The following is an 18244-nucleotide window of genomic DNA, read 5'->3' as shown; positions in this document are numbered from 1 at the left end:
AATTGCAAAAAATAATAGTTGAATAATTGATAAAAGTAGGGGGTGTAGATTAAGAATGTCGTTTTTAAATAAGAACACCCCTAAAAAAATAGGGGTGTAGTTAATTTGAATGTAATTATTTAGGTTGTTACCCTACAATATTTATAATTTTTCCAGGAACAACAATAACCTTTTTAGGTTCGCGTCCTTGGAGTTGAGCAATGGTTTTTTCGTGAGCCATTACTGTTGCTTCTATTTCTTCTTTAGACAAGTCTAATGGTAACTCTAGTTTAAAACGCATTTTTCCATTAAAAGAAATAGGGTATTCTTTACTGCTTTCTACAAGGTGAGATGCATCAAACGCTGGAAAAGGAGCTGTAGCAATAGAAGTTGTATGTCCTAATTGTTGCCATAATTCTTCAGCTATATGTGGTGCATACGGAGAAACTAAAATAGCTAAGGCTTCTAAAATTTCTTTGCTTGTACATTTTTGACTAGACAACTCATTTACACATATCATAAACGTAGATACAGATGTGTTAAAAGAAAAGTTCTCTATGTCCTCTGCTACTTTTTTAATGGTTTTGTGTAATGTTTTTAAGTTGTCTTTAGTTGGTGCAGCATCTGTAAATTTAGTGCCATTATCATCTATATATAAACGCCATAATTTTTTCAAGAAACCGTGCGTACCTGTAATACCAGCAGTATTCCAAGGTTTAGATTGCTCTAATGGGCCTAAAAACATCTCGTACAAACGTAAACTATCTGCGCCATATTCCTCACAAATACTATCTGGACTAACCACATTGTATTTAGATTTAGACATTTTTTCTACTTCACGACCAACAATGTACTTGCCGTCTTCTAATAGGAACTCAGCATCTTTATATTCTTCTCTCCAATTTTTAAATGCTTCAACATCTAATTCATCAGAAGCATTTACAAAAGAAACATCTGCGTGTATTGCGTTTACGGCTGCTTTTACTATATATTTCTCGGTACCGTTAAAAACTTTTTCATATAATTTTAGAGCACCAGGACTACTAGGTTTAGTATTTTTAAATAATTTCAATAAAAATTCTTGGTTTGAGAGTAAGTTATAAGAAATTACCCATTTTTGATCAAATTTATGCTGATTTAAACTAAGTTGTTTCTTATCTTTTTCATCTGTAGTGAAATACAGCTTTAAGTCTTTATAAACAAAAGCACTTGTGCCTGTAATCATTCCTTGGTTAATCAGTTTTTTGGCAAACTCATTTTTAGGAACTACACCTTTATCAAACAAAAATTTCTGCCAAAAACGTGCATATAATAAGTGTCCGGTTGCGTGCTCACTACCACCAATATATAAATCTACATCTTGCCAGTAGTTAATTGCATCATCAGAAAATATAGCTTCTGTATTATTAGGATCCATATAACGGTTAAAGTAAAAACTACTACCTGCCCAACCTGGCATTGTATTTAGCTCTAACGGAAATACAGTCTCATTGTTTATTTCACTATTGTCTACAACTTTATTTTCCTTAGTACACCAAGCCCAAACGGTTGCGTTGCCTAATGGCGGCTCGCCAGTTTCGGTTGGTAAGTACTTTTCTACCTCTGGTAATGAAATAGGTAAATGCTTGGCATCTATCATTTTTGGCATACCATCTACGTAATACACAGGAAAAGGTTCTCCCCAGTAACGTTGTCTACTAAAAACAGCATCGCGCAAGCGGTAGTTAATTTTACCTTTACCGTGGCCTATTTTTTCTAGCTCGTAAATGGCTAGTTTCATTGCTTTTTTATACGGTAGTCCGTTTAAAAAGTCCGAATTAGCAATTACAGTTTTATCTTTATCTGCGTGTGCTTCTTCAGATATATCTACGCCTTCAAAAACATTAGGGATAGCAATGTCGAATTTTTTAGCAAAATCATAATCGCGCTGATCACCACAAGGTACCGCCATAACAGCACCTGTTCCGTAGCCCGCTAGTACATAGTCGCCAATCCAAATAGGAATAGGCTCTTTTGTAAAAGGATGCTCTGCATACGCACCAGTAAATGCACCAGAAATAGTTTTTACATCTGCCATACGCTCGCGCTCACTACGTTTTGCAGTGGCTTGTATGTAGGTATCTACTTCTGCTTTTTGTTCTGGAGTAGTAATAGTAGCAACGAGCTCATGTTCTGGAGCAAGAGTCATAAAACTAACACCAAAAATAGTATCTGGGCGAGTGGTAAAAACGTCTATTTGATGAGATTGCTTCGCTTCGCTCGCAAGGACATTGAAAGTAACAGAAGCACCTTGACTTCTTCCAATCCAGTTGGTTTGTGAGTCTTTTAAAGGTTGTGGCCAGTCTATTGTGTTTAAATCGTCTAACAAACGTTGTGCATATGCAGAAATACGCATACTCCATTGTGTCATTTTTTTACGAATAACAGAATGTCCGCCACGTTCTGATACGCCGTTTATAATCTCGTCATTAGCCAATACAGTTCCTAAAGCCGGACACCAATTTACTTCGGTTTCTGCCAGGTATGTTAGTCTGTATTGTAATAAAATTTCTTGTTGTTTTTTAGTGTCAAATGCCTTCCATTCATCAGCAGTAAAAACAAGTATATCGTCATCAGAAACAGTATTTACAGTAGCGTTTCCTTCTTTTTCAAATAAAGCAATTAAGGTAGAAATGTCTTCAGCCTTATTGGTATCATTATTATACCAAGAATTAAATAGCTGAATAAAAATCCACTGTGTCCATTTGTAATAATCAGGATTAGAAGTACGTACTTCACGACTCCAATCAAAAGAAAAACCAATTTTATCTAGTTGTTCTCTATATCTGTTTATGTTTGTTTTTGTAGTAATAGCCGGGTGTTGCCCAGTTTGTATAGCATATTGTTCTGCAGGAAGACCAAAAGAATCGTATCCCATTGGGTGCAATACATTAAAACCTTGGTGTCTTTTGTAGCGCGCATAAATATCACTAGCAATATAGCCAAGTGGGTGACCAACGTGTAACCCAGCACCAGAAGGATAAGGGAACATATCTAAAACATAAAATTTTTCTTTATCAGAATTATTTTCTGCTTTAAATGTTTGGTTTTCTGCCCAATATTTTTGCCATTTGGCCTCAATTTTACTAAAATCGTAGTTCATATGCTTGTCTTTCTAGACGTTGTCTAGGGTTAAATGTGCCGCAAAAATAAGGTTAATCATTGAAAGCGGAAAGTCTATTGATGTGCATTTGAACTCTATCTAAATAGAAAGTGTATTATTCCAAATTACTTTACTATTTTTACGTATTGTTATAAGTTATGAGTAAATCTTTTGAACGTTATCAAAAAAGGAAATTAATTTCCTCTTATTTTTCTGTAGTACTTAGTATAGCCTTAGTGTTATTTTTACTAGGTATACTAGGATTGTTGGTTATAAACACCAAGAAAATGGCAGATCATTTTAAAGAACAGATTACAGTTTCTGTTTTTTTAAAGGACGAAGCAAAGCAGGTAGAAGTTGACCAATTGCAGAAAAGTTTAGCAATGGCCGACTATACTAAGCTTGCAACTTTTGTGTCTAAAGAAGAAGCAGCGGAAAAACATACGGAAGCTATTGGGGAAAATTTTATGGATTTTTTGGGGTATAACCCTTTAAAAAACTCCATAGATGTACAGTTAAAAGCAGATTTTGTGTCTCCGGAACAGATTGAAGAAATAGCAAGCAATATAGAAGCAAAAGATTATGTAGAAGAAGTTAGTTATGACAAGCCTCTTATTTCTTTGTTAAATGATAACGTAAAGAAAATTAGTTTGTGGATCTTAGTTGCTAGTGGAATATTTGCTTTTATTGCATTTTTGCTGATTAACAGTTCTATACGATTATCGGTATACTCTAAACGTTTTATTATAAAAACGATGCAAATGGTTGGTGCAACAAAACGTTTTATACGTAGGCCATTTTTATGGACTAATATTAAGTTGGGTATGTTAGGTGCTTTAATCGCTATTGTAGGTTTGGCAATTGCTATTTATTACATAGACGATTTTTTCCCAGAACTTACATTATTTAAAGAACCACTTATTTTAGGGTGTTTATTTGCAGCTGTTTTTGTGTTAGGAGTGTTAATTTCGTTTATAAGTACATTTTTAGCTACACAACGCTTTCTAAATCTTAGGACAGACGATTTATATTATTAGATTTGCAACGTTAAAAATTAGATAAGGATTAAAATTTTTACAAATGAGAAAAAATAATAACACCACAGAAGAGAATTCTAAAAGAGAATTTATTTTTCAGAAGAAGAACTATATTTTTATGGGTATAGGTTTGGCTCTTATAACACTTGGTTTTGTTTTAATGAGCGGTGGTGGTAGTGATGATCCAAATGTATTTAATCCTGAGATCTACAATTTTAGAAGAATACGCCTAGCACCAACCTTGGTGTTATTAGGTTTGGGTATAGAAGTCTATGCTATTTTATTAAATCCACACAAGAAGAAAGACTAAATTTTGGACATATTACAAGCAATTATTTTAGCCATTGTAGAAGGTATTACGGAGTATTTACCAGTATCATCTACAGGGCACATGATTATCGTTTCTTCTTTTTTTGGCATTGCCCAAGAAGAATTTACAAAATTATTTACCATAGTAATACAGTTAGGAACCATCCTATCTGTGTTTGTACTTTATTTTAAACGCTTTTTTCAGAGTGTAGACTTTTACTTAAAGCTATTAGTTGCTTTTATGCCAGCTGTAGTTTTGGGTTTATTGTTAAGCGATGTTATAGACTCGTTATTAGAAAGTCCAATAACGGTAGCCATATCTTTAGTTATAGGAGGCGCAATTTTATTACGTGTAGACCATTGGTTTTCAGATTCGGAAGAAAAGGAAATTACATATGTTACGGCACTTAAAATTGGGTTTTTTCAATGTTTGGCAATGATTCCTGGTGTGTCTAGAAGTGGTGCAAGTATTGTGGGTGGTATGTCGCAAAAACTATCTAGAACTGTAGCTGCAGAATTTAGTTTCTTTTTAGCAGTGCCTACAATGTTAGGAGCTACATTAAAGAAAAGTTACGATTTTTACAAGCTGGGATATACCTTAACAGGAGAACAAATTAACTTATTAATTATAGGGAATGTAGTCGGGTTTTTAGTAGCATTGTTTGCTATAAAAACATTTATTGGCTATTTAAGCAAACACGGTTTTAAAATGTTTGGTTACTACCGTATAGTAGTAGGGTTGGCAATCTTGGCAATTCACTATTTTATATACCCATTAACCGTAATCTAATTTTTATAGCGTGATTACCAAAGAAGAATTTTTAGAAGGGCAGATATTGCTAATAGATAAACCATTAACATGGTCGTCTTTTCAGGCAGTTAATGCACTAAAGTGGGGTATTCGTAGAAAGTTCGATTTAAAGAAGATTAAAATTGGACACGCAGGTACATTAGACCCTCTGGCAACAGGTTTATTGATAATATGTACAGGGAAATTCACTAAAAGAATACCAACCTTACAAGGACAAGAAAAAGAGTATACAGGTACTATTACATTGGGCGGTACTACACCGTCTTATGATAAGGAAACCGCTGTAGATCAAACATACCCAACAGAACATATTACAGAAGAACAAATACACGCTACTACCGCTAATTTTATTGGAAAAATACAACAAGTACCACCAGTTTTTTCAGCCTTAAAAAAAGATGGTAAACGTTTATACGAGTATGCTAGAGAAGGGCAAGCCGTAGAAATAAAATCTAGGGAAATAGAAATTACTACTTTTGAAATTACAAAGATAGATTTGCCTAATGTAGATTTTAGAGTGGTATGTAGTAAAGGTACTTACATCCGTTCTTTAGCTAACGATTTTGGCGTTGCATTAGAAAGTGGCGGATACTTATCTGCCCTAAGAAGAACCAAAATAGGCGATTTTAACGTAGATAATGCAGTAAGTCCTGCAGATTTTCATACAGACGTATTGGGTATGGAGAAACCGAAGGAGAAGTAAAATCTTTAATTTTTTTAAAAAAGGTAAAATATTTTTAAGAAAAAAAGGTTATAACATATATGTTTAAAGATAGTAGATACTTATCGTTTTTAATCACATTGTTTTCTATGTCTATTGTAATATTGTCTTTGTATAATATACACATAGGTTCAAAAGAGAAGAAGGAAGAGTATGTTGTAGAATTAGCGATGCTAGAGGAAGAGGAAATCTTAGAAGAAGAAGTTCAGAAAGAAGAGCAAGAACAAGCAAATCAGCAAGAAATAAAAAGTCATTTAGCTTATAATGAAAAGGCAAAACCTACCTATGGTAATCCTGAGCCTTTAAAAACATTAGAAGAATTAATGGAAGAAGCTACGTCTGATGCAGAAAGCGATCCTAATTCTAAATTGGTAAGTTCTGAAAATGGTTATGCTGCTAGTTTAAAACAATTAGCAAAAAAACGCGAAGAAGCCAAACAGAAATTAGGCGAAAAAGATGCTAAAAAAGATGAGGTGTCTCATAACTTAGCAAAGCGTAAAACATCTATATCTTATTCTTTAGTAAAGAGAAACGCATACGATCTGCCACCACCAACATACACTTGTATAGAGGGTGGTAAAGTAGTTGTAAATATAGAAGTAGATAATTTGGGCAATGTTGTAGATGCTCAATTTAATAAAAAAAGTTCTGGAACAAGTAATGGCTGCTTGGTAGAAAATGCTATAGAATATGCGTTAAAAGCACAATTTAATAGTTCTACAAAAGAAAGTCAAAAAGGAACAATTACCTACCTATTTCAAGGGAAGTAATTGTACCAAATCTTCAATCGTATTTTGTCCTTTATCTTTATTGTACCATACTTGTAATTCTTGTTTAAAATCAGCATCTAAAGATCCGTGTTCTGCTTTGTAAGCTTCAACTATTGTTGTTAGTTTGCTAGGTCTTGGTCCCCAATTCCCTATCACTTCTTGTGTATCATTAGCAATAGCAATAACTCTAGGGATAGACAATGTGTTGTTGTATAAAAAGTGATTCATTAACTCCAGATTTTCATCTCTAAGAATAACTTTTACATCAATATTAGGATTTTGTTCAGCAATTTTTTGCATTACAGGCATAGACTGTGCTGCGTCACCACACCAACTTTCTGTTATTACTAACCAAGTAGTTTTAGTAGTTACTTGTTTTATTTTTTCAATAGTAGTAGCATCTAACTTTGTTGTTTTGTCTAAACGCTTCATACGTTTATCATTTAACATGGTATAGTTTGCTAAATCATCATTTTGCACTTCTCCAGTAGACTTATTATTGGCTACTAAATTCTGCATTAGTTCCCTGTACGCTGTATAAGGCATAGCAGTAGAAATTGCATTGTTAATTAATGGTGTTACACTATGGTTTATTGTATTTGTTGTATTCATAACTAAACGCTTTACTTTTTTATTCAAAAATAATATACAAACTATTTATATAAGCTGATATTAGTCACATTGGTAGTAAAAAGTTGTATAAACTTACAGTAACTAAATTAGAGCTATGATTTAGCTTTTGTTAGACTCGTTTATATCCAAAAATTCTAGAAATTCTGCTTTATATTTTTGTCCAATAGGAATTTTATGATTTGTAGTTATAATCAAGTTTCCAGATATGCTTTTTATTTCTTTAAAGTTTACAGCAAAAGATTTATGTGTTCTAACAAATATTCTCTTGGGCAGGGAATCTAGCATATTGCCAAATGTGGTGTTCGTTGTGATGTATTTATCCTCCAAATATATTTTAACATAATCACCAGCAGCTTCCAAAAAAATAATGTCGGTAAGCAATATCTTGTGTAAGACCTTATTGGATTTGATTAATAAAAAATCATTAGGAGGTATTGTAGTCTCTAAATCCTCTTTTTTTTTGTCTAATTTATTTACGGCGATTAAAAAACGATCAAAAGAGAAAGGTTTTAATAAATAGTCTATGGCATTTACTTCAAACCCGTCAATGGCATATTGTGAATAAGCTGTGGTGAAAATGACTTCTGGAGGGTTCCGTAGTGATTTATAAAATGATAATCCTGATATTTTGGGCATATTAATGTCTAAAAACAAGACATCTATATCTATATGTTCCTTTAGTTTAATTAATGCATCATTTGCTGAATTGCACACATCAATGAGTTCTAAAAAATCTACATCATCAATAAATTTTTTTAGGATATGTTGAGAAGAGGGCTCATCGTCTATGACTAAACACTTTATGTTCATTAGTTATGATTTTCAAGAGTTAGTTTTACCACAAATGTATTTTTGGTTTTATTAATTGTAAAGGTGTGCGTATTAGGATAAACCAAATTTAAGTTGTTTTTTATGTTTTCTAAGCCCACTCCAGAGGTTTCTTTGTCACTAATCTCGGTGTCATTAGAACTATTATTTGAAATGGTAAAAGTTAACACACCCTCTTTTTGTATAATATTTATTTTTATAAAAGCATTACCAGATTCATCCTCTGCATTGTGCTTAAAACTATTTTCTATTAAAGGTAATAATAGCATTGGATAAAGTGTAAAATTTTCATTTTCAATTGAAGTATTGATTGTAATGTTCTTAATATTATGTGACCTAAATTTATGAAAATTCACATAATTGTTTATCAATGTGATTTCATCTTTTATAGTAATGTCTTTAGTATTGGAGTCATAAATCACATATCGTAGAATATCAGATAACTGAACTATGGCATCTTTTATTTCTTCTTTTTTTTCGATTGCAAGCGCGTAAATGACATTTAAAGAATTGAATAAAAAATGCGGATTTATCTGTGAACGTAAGGATGTTAGTTGCATTTGAATGTGTTGATTATCTAACTTTAAACGTCTATTTTCTTTCTTATTAAAATAAACCCAATCTTCAGCTAATTTTAATAAAGTAGTTGCCACTAAGAATATGATAAATATTGTGCTGACTCCAGATTTATTGGTATAGGAAATGAAAAAATAATTTTTAAACAACCAATCTAAAATAGGTTCTAAAAACCAATGATTTAGCTTAATAAATAGAATTAAATTTATTGTAAATATTAGTGCATAAAGCAAATATTTTTCTCTTTTTAAGAGTTTTGGGATAAGAACATATAAATTAATAAGAACTGGTATAGCAGCAGTAATAAGAAAAACTAGCGTGTAAATAAAATCAATTTTTACAGGAGTTTTACCTTTGCTAAAGGTAAAAAGTAAAATAATATATGAAAAAACCCAGACTACTACATTAAAGAGTAGTGGTCTGTGCATTTTTTTATTTAAAATTTCTTGATTAGGGAGTTTCATTAGCTCTAGTTAACGTAAATTTTTTATCGGTTTCCCATTTGTTTTTGATATCTGAGTCTAAATATTTTTTTAAAAATTTATATAGTTCTTTTGAAGAACCTGTTAGCACAAGGGTTTTGTTAATGCCAACTTTTTCGTGTTTTAATTGTATTTGATTTTTTTCAAAAAGCTCAGATAACCTGTCCTCATCTAACCATTTTAGACTAACACTACCATTATTTAATAGCTCTAATTTAGCAACTGTATGTGTTTCTATTATATTTGACTTTACAAGGTTATTTAATTCACCTGTATCAAATTCAAATAGATTAAAATCTATAAATAACTGATTATTAACTTTAAAGGGAATACCAATAAAAGTGGCTTCTTTTTTATCCTCTACATATTTAATAAAGTAACCATCCTTGTATTGCTGGAACATTTTTTTATCTTCTTCGGACATTGGCTCTTTCTCTTTTTTAAATTCATCATTTAGAGCTACTATATCCCATTTTCCATTCTTGGAATCGACCCAATTACCTGTAAAAGATTTTTCAAAAAAAATAGCACTAGAAACATAAAAAGGGTGTAATGATTTTAATACACAGGAATTAAATAACAGTACACAAAATGCTATAAGTAAGTTTTTAGCTTTCATAATATTTGTTTTTATGATTATAAGGTCAAAACAATAACAATATACAAAGTATAGCAAGTTGTTTCGTTAAACAAGGATTAACTACTGTTAAACAATGGTTTTTTTCGTTTTTATAACAAAAGGAAATACTATTTCAAAAACTTACATATCTTTAATCTAATAAAGCTAATATATGAAAAAGCATAGATGTGGTTGGTGTGTAGGTGATGACTTGTATGAAGCATACCATGATAAAGAATGGGGGAGTCCTGTTAAAGATGATGCCGTGTTATTTGAGTTTTTAATTCTAGAGACTTTTCAGGCGGGTTTAAGTTGGATAACCATACTACGTAAACGCGAAAACTTTGTAAAAGCATTTGATAATTTTGACTATAAAAAGATAGTGAATTACAAACAAGATAAAATTGATCTTTTGTTACAAGATGCGGGTATTATTAGAAATAAATTAAAAGTAAATTCTGCTATATCTAACGCTGCGGCTTTTATTAAAGTACAGGAAGAATTTGGCAGTTTCAGCAAATATATATGGGGCTTTGTAAACAACAAGCCACTAAAAAATACGTTAACTAATTATAAAGAAGGACCTGCTAATACGCCACTGTCAGATCTCATTAGTAAAGACTTAAAAAAAAGAGGATTTAAATTTGTAGGTAGCACAGTTGTATATGCATTTATGCAGGCGGTTGGTATGGTTAACGATCACGAAATTAGTTGTTTTAGGTATAATGAAGTATAATATGTCAAGATTAAAAAAGATTGGTTTTTCTGTTGTTTTATTTTTTTTCTGTGTGATAACAACTGTAGCGCAAAATAAAATTGAAAGAGAACATCGAATTTTAAAATCTCAATTTCCTGAGATAGGTTATACCAAAGAAACATTAGGCGATAATGTAAAAAAGATAAAATACTATAAAGAAGTAGGTACAGAAGATGTTGTATTTACCGCTAAATTTAAAAAAGTTAAATTACGGTATCAAATGCAATATTCTAATGAAGGGGACTTGCAAAATATAGGGTTTAGGGTAGAAGAATTAGATTTTCCTGCAGAAGTGCTTTTGCATATAAAATCACAATTTAATTCGTCCTTAGAAAATTATAAAATTCGTAGAATGTATCAACAGTATCCTGTAGCTTCTAAAGAGGAAGAGGCAAGTGTTTTTAAAAGTGCATTTCAGAATTTAATAACATCTAGTATAGCGTATAAGTTTGTAGTAAAAGGAAAAAAAGATGGCGATAAAGTATATAAAGAATTTTGGTTTAATTCAGATGGCGTGCTGCTAAGAACTAGAAATATGCTGCCAGCAAATTTTGATAGAGTATTGTATTAATAGTAAACAAAGTATATGAAAAATAGTTTTTTAATAGTAGTTCTTTTTTTAAGTTTAATAAGTTGTGGTAATGGAGAAAAATCAGAGCTTACTAAACAATTGGATATTGCAACAGCTAGTGACGAGTACCTAAAAGGCAATGTAGATACTGCTAATAGTTTAATGCAGAAGTATGTAGTAAAAGAAAAACAAAACGAGTATGCTTGGACACTTTTAGGTAATACCTATATAGCTCTAGAGGATGATGAAAAGGCTAGAAATGCATTTGATAATGCAATAAAAGTAGATCCTTATATGGAAGAAGCGGTTACGGGTCTTGGAATTGTAGAGCGTATGGCTGGTAATTATGAAAAAGCAGCAGAATTGTATGAAAGAGCTATAAAAATAAACCCTAAATACGCAGAAGCTTATTCTAGTTTGGTTGTAATTTATTTAAAACAAAAAGAGTTTGCTAAAGCAACAGAAGTAGGAGTAAAGAGTTATGAGTTAGATAAAGGAAATCCTGTTATTGCAGCTAACTTGTGTGTTGCTTTTTATTACGCGGGTGACTCTATTGCTACAGAAAAGTATTTTAACGAAGCTAAAATTAATGGATATTCTAATTTAGAGGGAATAAGAGATATTATAGATGGTGAGTTAACTGTTTTGGATTAGGTTATAGTACTAATAAATTACAACCTCTAATATCAGAATTATCAAACCTACCAATAATTTCAAAACTATTGTCTTGGTGTACCTTTCCTAAATCTTGTGTGGCTATAAAAGCACAAGAATTTACATTAGCAAGATCTATAACATTTATGCCTCCTGTTTTACCAATAGCTTGCAGTGTTAATGGATCTTCGGGGTCTCTAGTTAGTATTTTCATCCAAGGCGGAGTATTAAAAATACCGTTTCCTTTAGAATAAGCTTGTGATAATAACTCGGTCATTCCATATTCAGAATGTATTTTAGAGACGCCAAACCCTTTTTGTAGTTCTTGGTGTAGTTCTTCTCTAATTAGTTCTTTTCGCCTCCCCTTCATTCCGCCAGTTTCCATAACTATGGTATTTTTAAGGTTTAGGTTGTATTGCTCGGCAACATCTAACAAAGCAAAAGAAACACCTATTAAAAGTACTTTTGCCCCCTTTTTTTCTAAGGCTTGTAGTTTGGCAACAAGAGCCTCAATATTATTTAAATAAAATCCACTATCTGGGTGTTCGCTCTTTTTTATAAGATCGTCTGCCATATAAATTAAAGAAGAACCTTCGCGTTCTAAATAAGATGGTAATAGTGCCAAAACACAATATGCTCTTATATCTCCGTAAAAATATTTAAAACCTTTTAAGTAACTATCTATATATACTTGCACGCTAGAAACATAGTGTTTGCTTGTAACTGTACCAGTTGTACCGCTACTGCTAAATGTAATTTCTGGGGTGGCATTTTGTATTAATACCTTTTTAGATTTAAAAAACTGAATTGGTAAAAATGGAATATCTGTATAATGAGTAACAGAAACTATGTTTTTGTTAAGGTGATTACAAAACTCCTGATAAACGAGATTGTTTGTGTATTGAAATTTAAATACAGCTAAAGCAGCGGCATTAAATTCGTCTTCAGTTTGTATGTTAAATATAGAGTCTGTATTCATTTTTACAATTAATAGTGCAAAAGTAAGCAACTACTTAGTTGTAGAAAACAAAAAGCCCTAACAAGTTGTTAGAGCCTTTATGTGGTTGTCTGGGTTTAATTTTTATTTCACGACTAATTTGCGTGTAACTGTTTTTTTATTTTCTGTAACCTGCATCAAATACATACCAGGTATTAATTTTTCTATATTTAGCTGCTTGGCTATTATTCTTTGTTTTAAAACTACCTCTCCAAAAATATTATAGACTACAATGTCTTTCGCTTTGTTTTCTTTTGTAGTAATATAAACTGTGCGTTCTGCAACAGGATTTGGGTATAGTTTAAAATCTGCAATTTGGGGAATATCGCTGTTTTGCATAGGAAAGTTAACAACCTTTTCTTGGGCTGAAACTAGTAGGCAAGACGTCATTAAAAACAAAATGTAGATTTTCTTCATTCTTTGCTGATTTGGGTTTAGCTCTGTAAATGTAGAATAAGTAAAGGCCTAAAAATATTTAATGTTGTGAAAACAGATTTTTTGTAGGTAAAATCGGCTTTTATTGATTATTAGATACTATAATTAGGGAAAAGGAGTTGTGTCGATGAACTACAACTTATTTAATGATCAGCTTACGTGTTGCAATTTTATCTTTTTCAAAAATACGAATTACATAAACACCAGCATCTAAATTAGAAAGGTCTAATTCCTTGCCAATCAATTTTGTTTCTAACGCTTTTGTACCTAAAACATCAAAAATTAATATTTTTTTTGGAGCATTTTTCTTAGTGCTAATGTAAATTTTTCCATTAGTCACAGGATTAGGGTAAAGCTTTAAACCTTCTATATCAGAGCTAGTCTTAGCGTCTTGCCCAAAGGCAGTCACTGTAGAAAATGCAAAAAATAAGACAAGGTATAAGTGTTTCATATAAAGCTGGATACAATAAATATACTACAAATATACTAAACTGAAACTTTTTACGTTGTATAAATTTTAACATTTTCGATAAAAAGAAAAAACAAACTTTTTTGAAAGTTATTTCTTTCATATTTTACATATGTTTGTCGACTGTATTATTTTATGCTACGGCATTTTTTGATACAAAAAAACCGCCTAAACAATGTTTAGACGGTTCGTTGAAACACTATGTTAGTGTTTAAGAATTTATTATTTAATTCCTGCTAACCAAGTTGGTTCAGCAGCTCCGTTGCTAGCTCCTGTTGCAGTAGTTGCTCCAGAGAATGTAGCTCCGTTTAAATCTGCACCTGTTGCAGTAAATTGGTAGTCAGTAACTGTAAATTCACCAGCAGCTATTCTAGCAGTAGCACCAGAACCAGAATCAAGCTTACAAGCAGTAGCAATACCATCTACAAATAAGTTTGTATAAGCTTGCTTACCACCACCTTCTTTAAAGTTAATTGCTTGCTCACTAGCAGTAAATTTAGCATCAGAACCTTTTACTATAGAGATGTTGTTAATTTTTGCATTTGTAATAGGGTCAGCAATATCATTACTTCCGTTATTAGAACCTTCTACACCTGCCTTAGTAACACCAGATATATATACATTTGTTAACGTGCCTGCAAAGCCATCTGCAAAATCTAAAGAATCATCGTAAGAGTTTACTATTGCTAAGTTAGATGCATTTACTGCACCTCCAAAAAATTCGATACCATCATCACCACTTTCGTAAGTGTATATGTTAGATACTTCTGTACCGCTACCTACAGCGAAAAAAGAAACACCATTAAATTCTTTTTCTGGAGAGAATTTAGATCCAGTATATTCAATTCTTAAAAAGTTAATCTTTCCTGAAGAATCTCCATTGTCAGTACCACCGTAGCTAAGACCACCAACTTCTGTAGTTCCATTTGCTCCAGTATTAGCAATACCGTTACCACATACAACTAATCCACCCCAATCACTTTGTGCTGGTTCAGCTTTACCAGAAGTCATTACTACGGGGTTTCCAGATACACCATTAATATTTATTGTAGCATCTCTTTCTACAGCAATGTATAAAGATGTGCTAGGTAAATCTGCATCTGTCTTAATTGTAGTTCCTGCAGGAATTACTAAAGTAGCTCCACTTTTTACAACAAGAGCACCGGTTAGCGTGTAAGTTTCATTTGGGTCTAATGTTACAGTACCATCTGTAATGTCTCCTTTTAAATTTCCTGCTACTAATTCAAATGTACTTTTTGGTACAACTGGTGTTGTGTCATCATCACTATCACAACTTGTAAATGTAAGAGCTATAATTGCCGATAAAGCTAAAATTGATTTTTTCATCTTGTTTAAAATTTTGTTTTGTAGTTTTTGTTTTGACAAAGAAAGGGACTATATCTCTGTATAGCGTTAAGTGTATATTACTTTGATGTTAAGTGTTTTTTAAATTAGAGAATTGGATTTAACCTAAAGTTTACACTTAAAAAAAATCATAAAAAAAAGAGCGACTACAATTAAGTAATCGCTCTTTATAATGTGAATTTGGTTTGCTTTTAGAATTTGTAATTTAGAGATAGGCTAAATTTAGATCCTACTTTAAAAGAACTTACTAAAACGTCTCCAGATGTCGATCTAGGAACTTCACTTTGTTCTAACACTCTCTCGTATCTTGGGTTTAAGATATTTTTATAGGATAGGCCAACTTTTAAATTTTTTGTTAAACCAGTTTTTATAATAAAATCTAAATTATTGATAGCCTTATCTATCATGTTTCCTTTATTCTGAGTTCCAATTACGGCTAATTTATCAGAGAAGTATGCGTAAGATAATGTAGCGGATACATCTTTAGTTTCAGAAAATTCTTTTAGAAAAGAAATGTCTGCATTTGCTAAAACATCTGATGCTCCAGAAAGTTTAACTTCATCAAATGTAAAGTTAGCGCCAAACCCGTTTTCATTAAAAACCTTGTCTTTGTCTAAATCTTGATTACTATATATGTATGATGCATTTACACCAAAAGATAATTTTTCTTTTAAATCATTTTCATCTTCTTTTTCGTAGATACTTTTTCTTAATTCTACCTCTGCACCTATAGCAACAGCTTTTTCACCTGTATTAGCATAAGTAATGTTTCCTGAAGAAGAGTTTGTAAACATTTCGTTTATAGGGTCTTGTATTAATTTACCAAAAGCAGTAAAAGAAACTAATTCAGAATTACTAGGATATAGCTCCCATCCTAAATCTACATTGTAATTTGTAGATGCGTATAAGTTTGGGTTTCCTTCGTAACCTTGGGTAACTTCTTCAAAAAGAAGTTTTACTTTTTCTTTAAATTGAGGTAAAGTATATGTCTTACTAAAAGCAAATTTTAAATTTTGCTTTTCGTTTAACTCATATTTAGCAGTTAAGCTTGGTAAAAAATTAAGAGGAGAAAAATCTGAATTACCACCAGCTGGTTGTAAAGAGGTAATAAAAAAGACGCTTTGGTCTAATTGTTCAACTCTTGCACCTGCAATAGCAGAAAGCTTTTCTGTTAATTTGTACTGTACGTTTGCGTATGCTGCGTGTACATCTAAATTTCCATCGTATAACTGAGGAATTTCACTAGATCTATCACCTTGTGTGGTATCGTAATTATTTTCACCTAAATATGTATCAACATCGTGTATTCCTTCTACAGGAAAATTAATTCTGTTAGTAATTGGGAAGAACGAATATTGGTTAGATGAAAAGCTAATGTCTTTAAATTTACCAGAATAACCAACCGTAGCTTTTCCTTTAAACTCGTCTTCTACTTTATTAAAGTTATAAGAAAGAGCAAGGTTAGCAGAAAGTTCTTTTTCTTCTAATTCTTGGTAGTAACGGTGATTGTGTATACTAGAATCTGTGAAAAAGGTATAATTAGATGAGCCGTCACGAGAAGGTACAAATGTATTTTGCATACGATCTGGAATTTCATTGTTAAGGATGCTATATCCGGCAGCCCAGTCTAAATTCCATTCTTCATTTATTCTGTGCTCTCCTAATAATTGGTTAACAAATAACTTTGTTTGATCGTAAGTACCACGTTTAATAAAACCAGTTAAATTATTATCTCCAGAAGCGCCACCATCAAAATTTTGGTTTTCTCCTTCGTACTCACTGTAATCTTGAGATGTAGAATTTAAAAATAGAGAAGTAAAAGAGATAGAGTTTCTGTAGTTAATCTTGTAATTAGCAGTACCCATCACAGTTGTGTTGGTGTTATGCTTATAAGATTTTCTGTAAAAATCAGAGTTTATAGTTCCTTGAGCGGTAATACTACCTCTGTCTATACCTTCTGTGTATTTGTTCTCAGCATCAAAGGAAGCAGTAATAAATGCACTTAAGCTACTTTCTTCGCCTAAGTTAAATCTTTTTCCTCCAGATAAAGAATAGCTGTTGTTTATTCTATTTTTACTGTTTTGCCTGTCCCAGCTTGTGTTGTAGCTAGATGGGTCTAAAGGAGTGCTAGGGGCTTTAACAGTATTGAAGCCACTATATGATGGGCCGTCTTGTAAATAAAAATTATCTAAATCTAAAACATTAGAGTTAGCACCAATTCCCACTCCTATATTAATATAAGGTTTCCCAGAGAAATTTTTAGATACAATATTTATGTTTGCACCACCAAAATCGGCATAATTTTGAGTTTCAAAAGTTTTGCTAATGCCAACATATTCAACAATATCAGTAGTAAAAATATCTAATATAATATTTTTGTTAGACGGGTTGTTAGATGGTAATGGTAAACCATTAAGTGTTGTAATGTTGTAACGATCGCCTAAACCACGTACAAAAATACTTCCAGAACCTTCTTGTTTAGATACGCCAGTAGTTTTAGTTACTGCAGCAGCAACATCACTTACGCCTTTACGCGAAAGTTCTTCTGCTCCAATTGCAGTTTTAAAGCTTACTGCTTTTTTTTGATCTAGTAATAAAGCTGTTTCAGAATCTTTTCTTGTTACTGTTGTAATAACAATCTCATCTAACATCATACCTTCATTGGCAGACATAGGTACATTAATAGTAGTAACCTTGCCTGCAAGAACTGCTACGTTTGGTATTTCTACTGTTTCATAACCAACATAACTAAACTGTATAGTATATGTTCCTGGCTCTAAATTTGCAATCTCATATAGCCCATCAAAATCAGATGTAGCTCCTTTAGTTGTTCCTTTAATTAATACGTTAGCAAATGCCAACGGGTCGTCATTCATTTCCTTGTCTGTTAGTTTCCCAACAATACTTCCGGTTTCTTGTGCCCTTGATAATAAGCATGTTAAAAGGCAAAAAGTCAATAATAAAAGTCTCATTAATTTCGTTTAATAGTTGCGGCAAAGAACGTATCAACCTGTGAACGCGATGTTACCTGCGTGTTAACAATTTAATTCCTAATTGTTATTTAAATGTTACGATATTAAATGAATGTT

General features: G+C 32.0%; 18 protein-coding genes. 8 read left to right on the top strand and 10 right to left on the bottom strand.

The features are described from left to right. Positions 1-127 precede the first annotated feature (127 nt). Positions 128-3121 (bottom strand): leucine--tRNA ligase, encoded by a 2994-nt coding sequence (locus M4I21_RS15645; RefSeq protein ID WP_249560164.1) that lies wholly within the window; start codon positions 3119-3121, stop codon positions 128-130. A gap of 158 nt (positions 3122-3279) precedes the next feature. Between M4I21_RS15645 and M4I21_RS15640 the strand changes: the two genes are divergently transcribed. Genes M4I21_RS15640 through M4I21_RS15620 form a run of 5 tightly spaced genes read left to right on the top strand, consistent with a single transcriptional unit; the run spans position 3280 to position 6769 of the window. Beyond that, entirely contained in the window at positions 3280-4158 is an 879-nt protein-coding gene (locus M4I21_RS15640) for a cell division protein FtsX (RefSeq protein ID WP_249560163.1), read from the top strand. A gap of 43 nt (positions 4159-4201) precedes the next feature. Further along, positions 4202-4468: a DUF3098 domain-containing protein gene (locus M4I21_RS15635; protein WP_249560162.1), complete on the top strand. Its 267-nt coding sequence runs from the start codon at positions 4202-4204 to the stop codon at positions 4466-4468. A gap of 3 nt (positions 4469-4471) precedes the next feature. After that, a complete protein-coding gene (locus M4I21_RS15630) occupies positions 4472-5257 on the top strand; it encodes an undecaprenyl-diphosphate phosphatase (protein WP_249560161.1) in 786 nt (261 codons plus the stop codon). 10 nt (positions 5258-5267) lie between these two features. After that, positions 5268-5981, top strand: coding sequence for a tRNA pseudouridine(55) synthase TruB (gene truB, locus M4I21_RS15625; protein WP_249560160.1), 714 nt, complete (start codon positions 5268-5270; stop codon positions 5979-5981). 59 nt (positions 5982-6040) lie between these two features. Beyond that, on the top strand, positions 6041-6769 hold the full coding sequence (locus tag M4I21_RS15620) for an energy transducer TonB family protein (RefSeq protein ID WP_249560159.1): 729 nt from the start codon (positions 6041-6043) through the stop codon (positions 6767-6769). On the opposite strand, the gene M4I21_RS15615 is transcribed toward M4I21_RS15620, so the two are convergent. The 4 genes from M4I21_RS15615 to M4I21_RS15600 form a co-directional block, all read right to left on the bottom strand. Further along, the gene (locus M4I21_RS15615) at positions 6752-7381 is read right to left on the bottom strand and encodes a thioredoxin family protein (RefSeq protein ID WP_249560158.1); all 630 of its coding nucleotides are present in this window, start codon (positions 7379-7381) and stop codon (positions 6752-6754) included. The two genes, M4I21_RS15620 and M4I21_RS15615, sit on opposite strands and share 18 nt — an antisense overlap. A gap of 120 nt (positions 7382-7501) precedes the next feature. Then, complete coding sequence (locus tag M4I21_RS15610) at positions 7502-8212, bottom strand: LytR/AlgR family response regulator transcription factor (protein ID WP_249560157.1); 711 nt, start codon at positions 8210-8212, stop codon at positions 7502-7504. Then, a complete protein-coding gene (locus M4I21_RS15605) occupies positions 8212-9270 on the bottom strand; it encodes a sensor histidine kinase (protein WP_249560156.1) in 1059 nt (352 codons plus the stop codon). Before M4I21_RS15605 ends, M4I21_RS15610 begins: the two co-directional genes overlap by 1 nt. Beyond that, positions 9257-9907, bottom strand: coding sequence for a hypothetical protein (locus M4I21_RS15600; protein ID WP_249560155.1), 651 nt, complete (start codon positions 9905-9907; stop codon positions 9257-9259). The genes M4I21_RS15605 and M4I21_RS15600 overlap by 14 nt, the downstream gene beginning before the upstream one ends. Positions 9908-10079: 172 nt before the next feature. On the opposite strand from M4I21_RS15600, the gene M4I21_RS15595 reads away from it, so the two are divergent. The 3 genes from M4I21_RS15595 to M4I21_RS15585 are packed head-to-tail and all read left to right on the top strand — an operon-like array spanning position 10080 to position 11889. Continuing rightward, entirely contained in the window at positions 10080-10643 is a 564-nt protein-coding gene (locus M4I21_RS15595) for a DNA-3-methyladenine glycosylase I (protein WP_249560154.1), read from the top strand. 1 nt (position 10644) lies between these two features. Next, entirely contained in the window at positions 10645-11235 is a 591-nt protein-coding gene (locus tag M4I21_RS15590) for a hypothetical protein (RefSeq protein WP_249560153.1), read from the top strand. A gap of 15 nt (positions 11236-11250) precedes the next feature. Further along, the gene (locus M4I21_RS15585; protein WP_249560152.1) at positions 11251-11889 is read left to right on the top strand and encodes a tetratricopeptide repeat protein; all 639 of its coding nucleotides are present in this window, start codon (positions 11251-11253) and stop codon (positions 11887-11889) included. Position 11890: 1 nt separating this feature from the next. On the opposite strand, the gene M4I21_RS15580 is transcribed toward M4I21_RS15585, so the two are convergent. The 5 genes from M4I21_RS15580 to M4I21_RS15560 all read right to left on the bottom strand — a co-directional run bounded on the left by M4I21_RS15580 (position 11891) and on the right by M4I21_RS15560 (position 18127). Then, positions 11891-12868 carry a LuxE/PaaK family acyltransferase gene (locus M4I21_RS15580; protein WP_249560151.1) on the bottom strand — a complete coding sequence of 326 codons (978 nt, stop codon included), beginning with the start codon at positions 12866-12868 and terminating at the stop codon, positions 11891-11893. Positions 12869-12970: 102 nt separating this feature from the next. Then, on the bottom strand, positions 12971-13303 hold the full coding sequence (locus M4I21_RS15575; RefSeq protein ID WP_072304305.1) for a T9SS type A sorting domain-containing protein: 333 nt from the start codon (positions 13301-13303) through the stop codon (positions 12971-12973). A gap of 157 nt (positions 13304-13460) precedes the next feature. Further along, positions 13461-13772: a T9SS type A sorting domain-containing protein gene (locus M4I21_RS15570; protein WP_249560150.1), complete on the bottom strand. Its 312-nt coding sequence runs from the start codon at positions 13770-13772 to the stop codon at positions 13461-13463. Between the two features lie 240 nt (positions 13773-14012). Next, on the bottom strand, positions 14013-15137 hold the full coding sequence (locus M4I21_RS15565; RefSeq protein ID WP_249560149.1) for a beta-helix domain-containing protein: 1125 nt from the start codon (positions 15135-15137) through the stop codon (positions 14013-14015). Positions 15138-15346: 209 nt separating this feature from the next. Then, entirely contained in the window at positions 15347-18127 is a 2781-nt protein-coding gene (locus M4I21_RS15560) for a TonB-dependent receptor (protein ID WP_249560148.1), read from the bottom strand. Positions 18128-18244 lie beyond the last annotated feature (117 nt).

The sequence above is a fragment of the Cellulophaga sp. 20_2_10 genome (assembly GCF_023476645.1).
Taxonomy (GTDB): domain Bacteria; phylum Bacteroidota; class Bacteroidia; order Flavobacteriales; family Flavobacteriaceae; genus Cellulophaga.
This window is presented reverse-complemented; position numbering and strand designations above follow the sequence as displayed.

Bases quoted from the DNA above. Each gene is read 5' to 3' on its own strand.
- M4I21_RS15560 (WP_249560148.1), bottom strand. From the start codon at position 18,127: ATGAGACTTTTATTATTGACTTTTTGCCTTTTAACATGCTTATTATCA.
- M4I21_RS15580 (WP_249560151.1), bottom strand. From the start codon at position 12,868: ATGAATACAGACTCTATATTTAACATACAAACTGAAGACGAATTTAAT.
- M4I21_RS15640 (WP_249560163.1), top strand. From the start codon at position 3,280: ATGAGTAAATCTTTTGAACGTTATCAAAAAAGGAAATTAATTTCCTCT.
- M4I21_RS15585 (WP_249560152.1), top strand. From the start codon at position 11,251: ATGAAAAATAGTTTTTTAATAGTAGTTCTTTTTTTAAGTTTAATAAGT.
- M4I21_RS15600 (WP_249560155.1), bottom strand. From the start codon at position 9,907: ATGAAAGCTAAAAACTTACTTATAGCATTTTGTGTACTGTTATTTAAT.
- M4I21_RS15570 (WP_249560150.1), bottom strand. From the start codon at position 13,772: ATGAAACACTTATACCTTGTCTTATTTTTTGCATTTTCTACAGTGACT.
- M4I21_RS15610 (WP_249560157.1), bottom strand. From the start codon at position 8,212: ATGAACATAAAGTGTTTAGTCATAGACGATGAGCCCTCTTCTCAACAT.
- M4I21_RS15595 (WP_249560154.1), top strand. From the start codon at position 10,080: ATGAAAAAGCATAGATGTGGTTGGTGTGTAGGTGATGACTTGTATGAA.
- M4I21_RS15590 (WP_249560153.1), top strand. From the start codon at position 10,645: ATGTCAAGATTAAAAAAGATTGGTTTTTCTGTTGTTTTATTTTTTTTC.
- M4I21_RS15565 (WP_249560149.1), bottom strand. From the start codon at position 15,137: ATGAAAAAATCAATTTTAGCTTTATCGGCAATTATAGCTCTTACATTT.
- M4I21_RS15645 (WP_249560164.1), bottom strand. From the start codon at position 3,121: ATGAACTACGATTTTAGTAAAATTGAGGCCAAATGGCAAAAATATTGG.
- M4I21_RS15635 (WP_249560162.1), top strand. From the start codon at position 4,202: ATGAGAAAAAATAATAACACCACAGAAGAGAATTCTAAAAGAGAATTT.
- M4I21_RS15605 (WP_249560156.1), bottom strand. From the start codon at position 9,270: ATGAAACTCCCTAATCAAGAAATTTTAAATAAAAAAATGCACAGACCA.
- M4I21_RS15575 (WP_072304305.1), bottom strand. From the start codon at position 13,303: ATGAAGAAAATCTACATTTTGTTTTTAATGACGTCTTGCCTACTAGTT.
- M4I21_RS15620 (WP_249560159.1), top strand. From the start codon at position 6,041: ATGTTTAAAGATAGTAGATACTTATCGTTTTTAATCACATTGTTTTCT.
- M4I21_RS15615 (WP_249560158.1), bottom strand. From the start codon at position 7,381: ATGAATACAACAAATACAATAAACCATAGTGTAACACCATTAATTAAC.